Annotated in this window: 11 protein-coding genes; all 11 read left to right on the top strand. The window is 59.1% G+C overall.

All coding sequences use genetic code 11. The features are described 5' to 3' along the window. Positions 1 to 61: 61 nt before the first annotated feature. Positions 62 to 1,318, top strand: a complete 1,257-nt coding sequence (locus tag OKW35_RS26880) for an ABC transporter substrate-binding protein (RefSeq protein ID WP_429405835.1) — start codon at positions 62 to 64, stop codon at positions 1,316 to 1,318. A gap of 82 nt (positions 1,319 to 1,400) precedes the next feature. After that, positions 1,401 to 2,369, top strand: coding sequence for a carbohydrate ABC transporter permease (locus OKW35_RS26885; RefSeq protein WP_429405837.1), 969 nt, complete (start codon positions 1,401 to 1,403; stop codon positions 2,367 to 2,369). 54 nt (positions 2,370 to 2,423) lie between these two features. Then, entirely contained in the window at positions 2,424 to 3,281 is an 858-nt protein-coding gene (locus OKW35_RS26890; RefSeq protein WP_429553862.1) for a carbohydrate ABC transporter permease, read from the top strand. Between the two features lie 4 nt (positions 3,282 to 3,285). Further along, positions 3,286 to 4,392 (top strand): ABC transporter ATP-binding protein, encoded by a 1,107-nt coding sequence (locus OKW35_RS26895; protein WP_429553616.1) that lies wholly within the window; start codon positions 3,286 to 3,288, stop codon positions 4,390 to 4,392. After that, complete coding sequence (locus OKW35_RS26900) at positions 4,392 to 5,945, top strand: FAD-dependent oxidoreductase (RefSeq protein ID WP_429553617.1); 1,554 nt, start codon at positions 4,392 to 4,394, stop codon at positions 5,943 to 5,945. The genes OKW35_RS26895 and OKW35_RS26900 overlap by 1 nt, the downstream gene beginning before the upstream one ends. Further along, positions 5,938 to 6,717, top strand: a complete 780-nt coding sequence (locus OKW35_RS26905) for a 3-ketoacyl-ACP reductase (RefSeq protein WP_429405843.1) — start codon at positions 5,938 to 5,940, stop codon at positions 6,715 to 6,717. The genes OKW35_RS26900 and OKW35_RS26905 overlap by 8 nt, the downstream gene beginning before the upstream one ends. A gap of 11 nt (positions 6,718 to 6,728) precedes the next feature. Continuing rightward, entirely contained in the window at positions 6,729 to 8,411 is a 1,683-nt protein-coding gene (locus tag OKW35_RS26910; RefSeq protein WP_429405845.1) for a GMC family oxidoreductase, read from the top strand. Positions 8,412 to 8,420: 9 nt separating this feature from the next. Further along, a complete protein-coding gene (locus OKW35_RS26915) occupies positions 8,421 to 9,593 on the top strand; it encodes a dihydrodipicolinate synthase family protein (protein WP_429553618.1) in 1,173 nt (390 codons plus the stop codon). Between the two features lie 47 nt (positions 9,594 to 9,640). Next, positions 9,641 to 10,168 carry a heme-degrading domain-containing protein gene (locus OKW35_RS26920; RefSeq protein ID WP_429553619.1) on the top strand — a complete coding sequence of 176 codons (528 nt, stop codon included), beginning with the start codon at positions 9,641 to 9,643 and terminating at the stop codon, positions 10,166 to 10,168. Positions 10,169 to 10,218: 50 nt separating this feature from the next. Next, complete coding sequence (locus OKW35_RS26925) at positions 10,219 to 11,550, top strand: MFS transporter (RefSeq protein WP_429553620.1); 1,332 nt, start codon at positions 10,219 to 10,221, stop codon at positions 11,548 to 11,550. A gap of 680 nt (positions 11,551 to 12,230) precedes the next feature. Next, positions 12,231 to 12,476, top strand: coding sequence for a hypothetical protein (locus tag OKW35_RS26930; protein ID WP_429353570.1), 246 nt, complete (start codon positions 12,231 to 12,233; stop codon positions 12,474 to 12,476). Positions 12,477 to 12,649 lie beyond the last annotated feature (173 nt).

Below are 12,649 nucleotides of genomic sequence, written 5' to 3' on the forward strand. Positions count from 1 at the left end.
CCGCCGGGAAAAAGACTGAAAACCCTCTCCATCAGAGAGAGCAACCCATCTGGAGTGAGACATGTTGAGGAAAACACTTTTTGCACTCGTGGCAGCCATCGCCGTCAGTGGCAGCAGCACGACGTTTGCGGCCGACACCAAATCCGTCGAAGTGATGCACTGGTGGACCTCGGGCGGCGAAGCCAAAGCGCTGGAGGTATTAAAGGACGGTTTGAAGCAGCGCGGATACGCCTGGAAGGACGCGCCGATTGCAGGGGGAGGCGGTGAAGCAGCGCGCACGGTACTGAAAGCTCGCGTTGCATCCGGCAATCCGCCTGACGCCATCCAGATGCTCGGCTTTACCATTCCTGAATACGCGTCGCAGGATTTTCTGGCCAACCTCGATCCGATCGCGGCAAAAGAAGGATGGGACAAGCTCGTGCCGGGTCCGATTCAACGTTTCTCGAAGGTCGATGGTCATTGGGTCGCGGTGCCGGTCGACATTCACCGGACCAACTGGATCTGGGCGAACAAGAAGATCTTCGATCAGTTGCATCTGACTCCGCCGCAGACGTTCGACCAGCTGGTTGCCGATGCCGCCGTGATTCGCAAGGCTGGCTACACGCCGCTCGCCCACGGCGGGCAGCCGTGGCAGGAAGCGACGATTTTCGACAGCGCGGTGATGTCTGCCGGCGGTCCGAAGTTCTATACCCAGGCGCTCGTCAATCTTGACCCTGCCGCGCTCGGCTCAAAGACGATGGAAAAGGCATTCGACCAGATGCGCGCGCTGCGCGGTATGGTCGATCCGAATTTCCCGGGTCGTGACTGGAACCTCGCAACATCGATGGTCATCAACGGCAAGGCCGCGATGCAGATCATGGGGGACTGGGCGAAGGGCGAGTTCGTGAACGCCGGCAAGAAGGCCAATGTCGACTACCTGTGCTTCCAGTACCCCGGCACCCAGGGCGACTTCATCTTCAATACGGATCAGTTTGCGACGTTCAAGAAGGGCGACGCCAGCCTGCCTGGTGAATATGCGTTCGCGTCGACGGTGATGGACAAGGGCGTGCAGGCGAAATTCAACCAGATCAAGGGAGCGATTCCAGCGCGTCTCGATGTGCCGTCCGATGGGTTCGACGAGTGCGGCCAGAAGTCGATGGCTGATCTTCGCACTGCGCTGAAGAGCGGCACGATGGTAGGCAGCTTCGCGCATGGACACGCAATGCCCGATGGGCCGAAGAACGCGGTCTATGACGTCGTCACGCATTTCTTCAACTCTAACGAGTCATCTGCCGATGCGGTGAAACAGCTGGTCGACGCCGTCAACAACGCGAAGTAGGCCGTACACCGTCCTAGAGCTCACGGGGGTGTTCCAGAGTGCCCCTGCGAGACCCGATGCTCCCGAAGTAGAGGTGGTTGCCATGCACACTACACACCGGACCGCTCATACCTCGTCACGAGGTACGGCGGACGAATCCCATCTTCACGACAAACGCCGGTCAAGCCTCAGAAACCGGTTCGAGCAGGTATTGCCAAAGCTTGTGTTGTCGCCCACGTTGATTACGACGCTGATCTTCGTCTACGGTTTTATCGTCTGGACCACGGTCCTGTCGTTCACACGCTCACGCGCGTTTGCCAATCTGCACTGGGGCGGCCTGATGCAGTACGGACGCGTCTGGGCACATCCGCGCTGGCATGTTGCGGTCACCAACCTGGGAATCTATGCATCGCTGTATGTCGTCCTGTGCATGGGGATCGGGCTGGGCCTCGCCATTCTTCTCGACCAGCGCATCAGGGCGGAAGGCGGGCTGCGCGCGATCTTTCTTTATCCGATGGCGATCTCCTTCATCGTCACGGGCACAGCCTGGAAATGGATACTGAATCCCGGTCTCGGGCTGACGAAGCTTTTCCACGACTGGGGTTGGACCGGTTTCAGGTTCGACTGGATCATCGATGACCGAATGGCCATTTACACCGTGGTCATCGCCGCGGTGTGGCAGGCGTCCGGCTTCGTCATGGCGATGTTCCTCGCAGGCTTGCGGGGTATCGATCAGGACATGGTCAAAGCCGCATCGATCGATGGGGCGAGAATGCCGGCTATCTATCGACGCATCATCATCCCGCAACTGCGGCCGGCTTTCGTTTCCGCGTTCGTCATCCTCGTTCACCTCGCGGTCAAGAGCTATGAACTGGTGGTGGCCTTGACAGGAGCAGGTCCCGGCTATTCGACGGAGTTGCCCTCGACGTTCATGTACTCATTCACCTTCACGCGAAACGAGCTGGGAATGGGAGCGGCGAGTGCGGTCATGATGCTGTGCACGGTCGCAGCGATCATGGTCCCGTATCTCTATTCAGAGCTTCGTCCGCGCAGCGGCAGCGGCTCGCATTAGTCCAGTCAGGAGATCGTCATGTCGAAAAAAGGCTGGGACTCGCCGCAAATGGTGATGGGTAAGCATAACTACGTATCGAGGATCGTGATCTATGGACTGCTGGCGCTTTTTGCCGTCGTCTATCTGATCCCGCTCGCGGTAATGATGCTGACGTCGTTCAAACCTCTTTCGGAGGTGTACAGCGGAAACATTCTCGCGTTGCCACGTGCGTGGACACTGGAGCCATGGCTTAAAGCCTGGGGGGAAGCGTGCGTTGGCCTCGATTGTTCCGGCGTGAAGGGGTTTTTCTGGAACTCGACAAGGATGGTCATTTCAGCAGTTGCGATTTCTACCTTCCTTGGCGCGCTCAACGGTTACGTGCTGACCAAATGGAGATTCAGGGGCGACAACATCCTGTTTGGGCTCGTGCTGTTCGGATGCTTCATCCCGTTCCAGATCGTGCTCATTCCAATGGCGACCTTCCTCGGGAAAATCGGGCTGGCCCAGTCCATTACGGGTCTCGTGTTCGTGCACATTGTCTACGGTCTGTGCTTTACGACGCTGTACTTCCGTAACTTCTATGTCGCGTTTCCCGATGAACTGGTGAAGGCCGCAATGATCGATGGCGCGCGCTTCTTCAGGATCTTCCTGCGCATCCTGTTGCCGTGTTCCGGCGCCATCATCACTGTAACGGTCATCTGGCAGTTCACCAATATCTGGAACGACTTCCTTTTCGGTGCTTCATTTACGACGGGCAGCACGGCGCCTATTACGGTCGCACTGAACAACATCGTGAATACGTCGACGGGCGTGCGTGAGTACAACGTTCAGATGGCAGCGGCCGTGATTACCGCGCTGCCCACTCTTCTGGTCTATGTGATCGGCGGCCGCTATTTCGTGCGCGGCATGATGACCGGTTCGGTAAAGGGGTAAGGAAATGGCTTCTCTGCATATTTCAAATGTCCGCAAGGCGTACGGCCCGACGGAAATCCTGAAAAACATCAACATCGATGTGACCGATGGCGATTTCCTCGTACTTGTCGGGCCGTCCGGTTGCGGAAAATCGACCCTGCTGTCGCTGATCGCGGGACTCGACACTATCTCCGGTGGGGAGATCCGGATCGACAACGACCGTGTGAACGACCTGCATCCCAGCGAGCGGGATATCGCGATGGTCTTTCAGAGCTACGCGCTGTATCCGAACATGACGGTCGGCCAGAACATCAGCTTCGGTCTGGAGATGCGCAAGGTGTCGAAAGTGGAGAGGGATAAGGCCGTCGCGGACGCTGCAAGACTGCTTCAGATCGAGCACCTGATCAAGCGCCGCCCGGGCCAACTCTCGGGCGGTCAACGGCAGCGTGTCGCCATGGGACGGGCGCTGGTGCGGGACCCGAAAATCTTCCTGTTCGACGAGCCGCTGTCCAATCTTGACGCAAAACTGCGCGTTGACATGCGCACCGAAATCAAGAAGCTGCATCAACGGCTTGGCGCGACCATCGTGTACGTGACTCACGATCAGATCGAAGCGATGACACTCGCGACCCGGATCGCGGTGATGAAGGGGGGCGTGATCCAGCAGTTCGGCACGCCAGCCGAGATCTACAGTACGCCGGCCAATACCTTTGTCGCGACGTTCATGGGCTCGCCGTCGATGAACCTCATTCCGGCAGTGCTCTCCACCCGAAACGACACACTCGTTTTAACGATGGGCGAGGGCAGTGCCGCGGTTCGCCTTGATCTGCCGGCCCAGCCCGCGGCGGTCGCGCGATACGCGGGCAAGAAGGTGATTGCCGGCCTTCGACCAGAAGCGATTGGTGTGGAATCCTCGCGGGTCCCGGATGCGGTGCGCGAGGTAGCGGTGAAGGTGCTGGTCATGGAGCCCACGGGACCGGATACGCTGGCGGCGCTTGAAATGGGCGGGGTCGAAGTTGCGGCCCGGCTTGGTGCCGACATTCCGCATAGCCCGGGCGAGCGCTGCAACCTGCGGGTCGATCTGTCGAAGCTGGTCCTCTTCGATGCGCAAACGGAAGAAAGGATAGCGTGATGCATGCCGATGTCGTCATCGTTGGTTCGGGCGTCGGCGGCAGCGCGATTGCCCTGCAACTCGCGGGTACGGGTGCCAGTGTCGTAGTGATCGAGCGGGGCGACAATCTTCCCCGCGAACTGCAGAACTGGGACGCGGAAGCCGTATTCGGCCAGCTCCGGTATCGCACGCGCGACACTTGGCTCAACGGCGCTGGCGAGCGCTATCGCCCTGGCCAGTACTACTTTGTCGGCGGGCATACGAAGTTCTTCGGTACCGCGATGTTCCGGCTGCGCGAAGCCGACTTCGAAGAACTCGCGCATGAGGAAGGCGTGTCGCCCGCTTGGCCCATCAAGTACCAGGACCTCGAAAAATACTACGACCAGGCCGAGGAACTGTTCGGTGTGAGAGGGTCCGCTGGTCAGGATCCGACCGAGCCGCCGAGATCCGTCAATTATCGTCATGGACCGATACCTGACGAACCTGTGATTGCAAGGCTCCGGGAGAAGCTTCGGCAGCAGGGCCTGCATCCGTTCTTTATGCCGGCTTCGGTCGATTTCGGCGACGGCGGCACGTGCGTGCGCTGCGGCACATGTGACGCTTTTCCTTGCCGCATTGACGCGAAAGGAGACGCCGAGATGTGCCTGTTGCGCCCCGCGCTGAAACAAGGAGGCGTGTCCCTGCTGACGGGCGCACGTGCGACACGACTCGTGACCGACCCGACAGGGCGAAGAATTTCGAGCCTCGAAGTTCAGACGCGGGACGGTCCGCTTACGGTCACTGGCGACACGTTTGTGCTGTCGGCAGGGGCGATCAATAGCGCCGTTCTGCTACTTGCCTCGGCTAACGACAAGTTTCCGAACGGGCTTGCGAACACGTCCGGAGCGGTCGGGCGGTACTACATGAATCATAACTGCACCGCGATTCTGGCAATCGACCCGAGGACGGTCAACGACACCCGTTTTCCGAAGACGCTTTCGGTCAACGACTTCTACTTTGGCGGCGTGCATGACCGGTGGCCGCTGGGCAATCTGCAAATGCTGGGAAAGATCCGCGAACCGATGCTTCGTGGCGCGCTTCCGTACGTGCCGAGGAAGCTTCTGGAATACATAGGCCGTCACAGTGTCGATCTTTACGCGATGTCGGAAGACTTGCCGAGCGCCGATAGTCGCGTAGAGCTAACGTCGTCCGGTGAGATCCAGCTGACGTGGAATCGCACCAACCTCAAACCGCATGAACGTTTTGTAAAAAAAACGAAGCGTCTGCTCAAGGACGCGGGCTATCCGCTGGTGGTCAGCAGACGCTTTGGCGAGGACACGCCGTCCCATCAATGTGGGACGGTCCGGTTCGGCAATGACGCTGGCGCCGCGCCGCTCGATCCGTTCTGCAAGGCGTATGACCACCAGAACCTGTACGTCGTTGATGCGAGCTTTTTCCCATCATCTGCTGCCGTCAATCCAGCACTGACGGTAGCCGCCCAGGCGCTACGGGTCGGCGAACACCTTCGTTCGGAGCTGACGCGCAGCCGCACGGCTAGCGGAGACCACGCTTTTGACGGAGGCCGACATGCCTGATGACGCAATGCAACCTCTCGCAGCGCTCGTCACGGGCGGCCGCCGCGGAATCGGGCGCGCGATCGCTGTCGAGTTGGCCTCGCGCGGCTATGACGTGGCCATTACCGACGTGGTCGATGACGAAGATACCGCTCTGACGCTAAGGGCGATTGAGGACCAGGGACGGCGGTCTCTCTTCGTTATGGCGAATCTGCAGGATGTAGCGTCCCACGCGCGAGTGCTCGAAGGTGTGCTGGCGTGGTGCGGCGATCTGGATTGCCTGGTGAACAACGCGGGAATCGGCTCGCCCGCGCGCGGTGATCTGCTGGATGTGACTTCTGAGGCGTTCGACACTGTGCTTGGAGTGAATCTGCGCGGAACCTTCTTCATGACTCAGGCGGTTGCTCGCCATATGTTGAGCGGAGAGTCAGGTCGCCCTCGCGCGATTATCACAGTCTCGTCGGTATCAGCCACGATGGCGTCCCCTGAGCGGGCCGAGTATTGCCTCTCGAAGTCCGCTTTGCCGATGATGACAAAGCTGTTCGCACTACGACTTGCTCATGCCGGCATCCCGGTTTTTGAGGTACGACCGGGGATTATCCGGACGCCGATGACCGCAGGGGTTGCGCAGAAGTATGAGGCACGTTTCAAGGAGGGGCTCGTTCCCATGAACCGTTGGGGTGAGGCTGACGATGTCGCGAAGGCGGTCGGCCAACTGGCGGGCGGCGCGTTGCAGTTTGCCACAGGCAGCGTGCTCCAGATTGACGGTGGCCTCTCGATTTCTGCCTTTTGAAGGTGAGCAGCATGAAGACCGATAGCTACGACTACATTATTACGGGCGGAGGATCGGCCGGTTGCGTACTGGCGAATCGCCTGAGCGCCGATTCTTCCGTGACGGTTTTGCTACTTGAGGCTGGCGGCGGCGACCGCAACCCGCTTTTTCACATGCCCGCTGGTTTCGCGAAGATGACCAAGGGCATCGGTTCATGGGGCTGGCATACCGTGCCTCAAAAGCATCTGAAGGACCGTGTCTTGCGCTTCACACAAGCGAAAGTCATCGGTGGCGGCTCGTCGATCAACGCGCAGATTTACACGCGTGGCGTGCCGGCCGACTACGACGAATGGGAGAGCATGGGTGGCGCAACGGGTTGGAGTTACCGGGATGTACTGCCTTATTTCAAACGATCCGAGAACAATCAGCGCTTCGCAAATGAATACCATGCCTACGGTGGTCCGCTAGGAGTGTCAAACCCGATCAGTCCTCTGCCGATCTGCGAAGCGTTCTTTCAGGCGGGTCAGGAGATGGGCATGCCTTTTAACGCGGACTTCAACGGCGCTGAACAGCAAGGTCTCGGCTACTATCAGCTGACGCAGTTCAACGCACGGCGCGCATCGGCATCCGTCGGGTTCCTTGACCCGATCCTCGGGCGGCCTAACCTCACGGTCAGGTTACAGTCACAGGCGCTACGCGTGATCGTCGAAGGAGGGCGCGCAGTCGGCGTAGAACTGGTCAGTGGAACCGACCGCACGCCAGTTGTTGTGCGAGCGAGGCGCGAAGTGATCGTGTCGTCTGGAGCCATTGGATCACCCAAGCTGCTGATGCAATCAGGCATCGGCCCGGCTGATCATTTGAGGTCAACGGGTGTACGCGTCGTGCAGGACATGCCGGGCGTCGGCTCTAATCTGCAGGATCATCTCGACCTGTTTGTCATCGCCGAATGTACAGGCGATCACACTTACGACAAGTACAACAAACTCCGGCATGCAGCGTGGGCAGGCCTGCAGTACCTGCTCCTGAAGAAGGGCCCGGTTGCGTCGAGCCTGTTCGAGACAGGCGGCTTCTGGTATGCGGACGGCGTCGCAGCGACTCAGGCCCGATCGCCCGACATCCAGTTCCATCTCGGCCTGGGTTCAGGAATAGAAGCGGGCATGGCGAAACTTCGCCATGGCGGCGTCACCTTGAATACCGCATATCTTCGGCCCAAATCGCGCGGCAGCGTACGCCTTGCCAGTGCTGATCCGGCGGCAGCGCCGCTGATTGATCCCAACTACTGGTCGGAGCGCGAAGACCGCGATGCAGCGCTAAAGGGTTTGCGCCTTGCGCGTGAATTGATGAATCAGCCAGCGCTGAAGCGGTTTGTGCAGACGGAGATCCTGCCGGGTGCGAAGGTCAGCACAGACGACGAACTGTTTGATTACGCATGTGCCAACGCGAAGACTGATCATCATCCGGTCGGTACGTGCCGGATGGGGCGCCCGGAGGACGAACATAGCGTAGTCACGCCTGACTTGCGAGTGGTTGGTATTGACGGACTTCGCGTTGTCGATGCTTCAGTGATGCCGCTCATTCCGTCGTGTAACACCAATGCACCGACGATCATGATCGCGGAGAAGGCAGCCGATCATATCCTCGGCCGCATCCCGGCGCCAGACACTGCGCGTGCTGAACGAGGTGCTCACAAGATTCCGACATCGACCGCTTTCTGAGAGGTAGCCATGAAAATCCTTCTGCCAACCCGTAATGGCGAATTGAATCCGTATACGTTGAAGACCTTGGAGGAGAACATCACGCTGGAGTCGAAATGTGAGTTCAATCGCGTGGCATACGCTGCTGCCCATGTCGTGGTTGATCCCGCTCTCGACTATGAGCCGTGGTCGGACGCGCCGGCGATCGATTGGGACAGGACGCTCGCATTCCGGAGCTATCTGTATGGCCTCGGGTTCAAGGTCGCCGAAGCCATGGACACCGCACAAAGAGGCATGGGTCTGGGCTGGCAGACGGCCTCTGAACTCATTCGCCGAAGCATCGCGCACGCGAGAACTATCCCAGGAGCGGATCTAGCCTGCGGTGCTGGCACCGATCATCTGGACGACCGGCAGCGGCATAGCCTGTCGGATGTGATCCAGGCGTACAAGGAGCAATTCGAAGTCGTGGAAGCGTCCGGTGGCCGGGCCATCATGATGGCGAGTCGTGCATTGTGCGCCGCAGCCCGATCGCCTGATGACTACAAGAAGGTGTATGACGCTGTACTTGCCGAGAGTCGCAAGAAGGTCGTGCTTCACTGGCTCGGCGAAGCATTCGACGCTTCGCTCGCGGGATACTGGGGCAGTCGTGACGTTCGCGCCGCAATGGCAACTGTACTCGACATCATCCACCTGCATGCGGGCAAGATCGAGGGCATCAAGATTTCGTTGCTGAACGCTGAGTATGAGCGCGAGCTTCGCGCCCAGTTGCCGGACGGCGTGCGGATGTATACCGGTGACGATTTCAACTACGGCGATCTGATCGCAGGTGATAGCACGGGCATATCGCACGCGTTACTGGGCATATTTGATCCGATTGCACCAGTCGCGGCGAAAGCGCTGGGCCAGTTGGCCAGAAACGATATCGCGGCCTACCACAACACGATGCGACCCACGGTGGCGCTGGCGCGTGAGCTCTTCAGTTCGCCGACACAGTACTACAAGGCGGGCGTTGTCTTCCTCGCGTGGCTCAACGGTCATCAGGACCATTTCTCGATGGCCGGCGGCATGGAGTCGGCGCGGTCGGTGCTGCATTTCGCCGAAGTGTTCCGGAAAGCGGACGCCTGTGGCGTGTTGATCGGGCCCGAACTCGCCCTGCAGCGAATGAAAACCTTCTTGCAGGTGCGGGCAGGAATCGTCCAATGAACTGGATCGCAATGGCTGCGGACCGGATTGCGCGGTGAGAGGGTGAGATGCCGAGTAGAGCCTTGAGTTTGAAGGATGAGACATTCGATCAACAGCCGATGCGAACGATGTTGCCTGCTTTCAACGCGGAAGTCGCGCGCAAGCTTGGAGAGATCGTTGTGAATATCGCCTCCCGTCGCAGCCTTCCTGTCGCCGTATGTGTGATTCATCCGCGCAGTGCGCTCTTCTATTGCGCGCTGGAAGGAAGCTGTGCAGACAACGGCCAATGGATTCGCCGCAAGGAGAATACGGTCTTCCACTTCGGAAGGAGTTCTCTTGAGGTGGGCCTGATGTTCGCGCATGAGGGGTGGTCGCTGACATCAAATGGGCTGTCCGGGCGGGACTACACGCTGTTCGGCGGGGGCGTACCTCTTCGCGTGGCCAATGTGGGTGTCGTCGGCGCCATGTCAGTGTCCGGACTGGATCACGTTAAGGATCATGAACTGGTCATCGAAGCTTTGTGCTGGCACCTCGGAATTCCGCATATAGATTGCGTGCTGTCGTATCCGCGGACTGCCCCGCATGCAATCGAGTGAGCCAACGCACGCTTGACTGTTGAGAGAAAAACTGTAAAGGAGACCCCCTTATGAAAACTGACACGATGGGCCTGGTGGCTGCCGGCCCACATGCCGCGGAGACAAGCGGTATAGCGGATCTTCGCCGTGTGATCGCGGCGAGCACAGCCGGCAGTGCAATGGAGTGGTACGACTTCAGCATTTATGGAACGGCATCCGCCTTGATTTTTGCTGACCTGTTTTTCCCTGGGCTAAGCAAGGCGGCCGGGCTCCTTGCCATCTTTGGCGCGTATGCGGCGGGCTTCTTCGCACGTCCCTTTGGAGGATTATTCTTCGGATGGCTGGGCGACAAACTGGGACGGAAAGTCGTACTTGTTGCTACGGTTCTGCTGATGGGCGGATCAACGTTTTTTATCGGGTTGTTGCCGACGTATGCAACAGCGGGCGTATGGTCAACCGTGCTGCTTGTGGCACTGCGGCTGCTTCAGGGGTTTGGCGCGGGAGCGGAGCAGGCGGGCGCTTCACTGATTGTGTCGGAGTTTGCGCCGCCAGCCCGGCGAGGTTTCTATGCAGCCCTGCCATTCGCCGGTTGTATTCTTGGCATATTGCTTGCCGGTGCGATGTTCACGCTTGTACAACGCTTGCCGAAGGATGAGTTCATGTCGTACGGCTGGCGGATTCCCTTCCTCTTTAGTGCTCTGGTGGTTTTCGCCGGCATCATTATCAGGATGCGGGTGAAAGAGAGTCCCGTGTTCCAGGAAATCCGCCGATCTGGCCAGGTAAGCGAACGTCCGGTGAGGGACTTGCTTTCCGAGTCGCCTCGAACGCTGCTCGTCGCATTCGGGCTACGCGTTGGGGAGAATGGTTCATCCTATCTGTACCAGGTGTTCGCCCTCAGTTATCTCACGAAGATACTGCTTGTCGACAAGTCGGTTGGAACGCTCGGGATTACGGTTGCAGCAGGCTTGGCGATTGTGACGATTCCGCTGATGGGCTGGTTGTCGGATCGGTTTGGACGTCGCTTGATGTACCGGTTTGCGGCGCTGTTCACCTGTGCCTGGGCCTTTCCCGCATTCTGGCTGTTCGAGACAAGGGATCCGTTGTTGATCATCGTAAGTATGACTCTGGCGATAGGCGTTGGCGTTTTCGGGATGTACGGTATCCAGGGAGCGTACTTTCCGGAGTTGTTCAGCGCGCGCTTCCGGTATACAGGTGTTGCTGTGAGCAAGGAGTTCGCTGCCGTCGCGTCGGGAGGCGTGGCGCCCTTCATTGCCGCTGCACTGATTGGCTGGTCACACGGTGCCTATTGGCCGATAGCGCTGTATGTCATGGTTCTAGCGGGCATCACGTTCCTTGCGACATTTTTTGCACCGGAAACGCGCGGGGTCGATCTGAACAGCTAGTGTTCTGCTGTTGTGCTGCGGGTCGACACACGTCGGGAGTTGCAAGGAGAACGTTAAGGACGTCCGCTCAGGACTCGGCGCCTCCGCTCACAGTTCTGTCTCGCATATGAAGCGCCAGAGCACGACCGACTTTCTCGCTGGCGACGAACTTTTTATATCCTGGAACCGGCGGTAGTGTCGCCCCGTCGCCGCCGGCGTTCGAACAGTTGTCCCGCTTGGTAGCGTCACTGACGCCCCGGCGGGGGCCGGTACGGCGTCTGCGCGTAATCAGGACAAAGCGCCTGCAACATCTGGTACGCGAATCTACCTAAAGCCATCCGAAATTTGCAAAAACGAGCTTTGTGATCGTCCGGACGCAATTCGGTGGGCTCACATGGGAACTTTACGTGCGAGCACTGCGTTGGATCCGGAAGTTGGTTGCTTAGTCGCCGCCCGTGTGATTTTACATAAAAGGAATGATCGAATTTTTAATTAATCAGAATGTCTAAACGTACGTTCAAGCTTTTCTAGCGACCGTGGTGCCTTGCGTCTGCGTCACGCGGCAAGCTCACCCGGCATCGATGGCAAGCGTTTCGCCCGGCTGTGCTCCTTCGCGTCGTGCATCGCCCGGTCCACCATTTAGCAACAGGAACGTTTACATTGACGCGGAGGCGATTTGCCAGACGGCCTCGCGTCCCGCGATGCGCTTCATTGAACCACAGACAGAAGCAGAACAGCTTCAGGCGGCATTGTGCGGGGCCCGCGAAGGGCTGATCACCGAACGCTCGGCCACCATCAACTGGCCCCACACCAGCCTGCCCGAATTCGGCGCAGTCGTTCCCCTGGCGAGGGCCACGCTATGCTGGTTGGCCGACGTTCTCGCGATGCACGATCGGCCGCCGAAGCTAGTCCAACTGATCCACCGGCTCTATGCCCACGATCGTTAACTGGCCCAGCGGGTCGACGATATTGAACGAGATCTGACGCTGCAGCCTCTTCACTTCTTGGGAGATGTGACGAGCGGCACGGGCGCCAAGAAGTGGAGGCAAGTGGACTCGCTAGCGTGCAGGCTAATCGGATGAACCTCGTCCCCGCTCTGAGGCCGCGAAATCCTGTCCTT

Origin of the sequence: Paraburkholderia sp. MM5477-R1 (genome assembly GCF_050436385.1) — a bacterium.
Classification (GTDB): Bacteria; Pseudomonadota; Gammaproteobacteria; order Burkholderiales; family Burkholderiaceae; genus Paraburkholderia; species Paraburkholderia tuberum.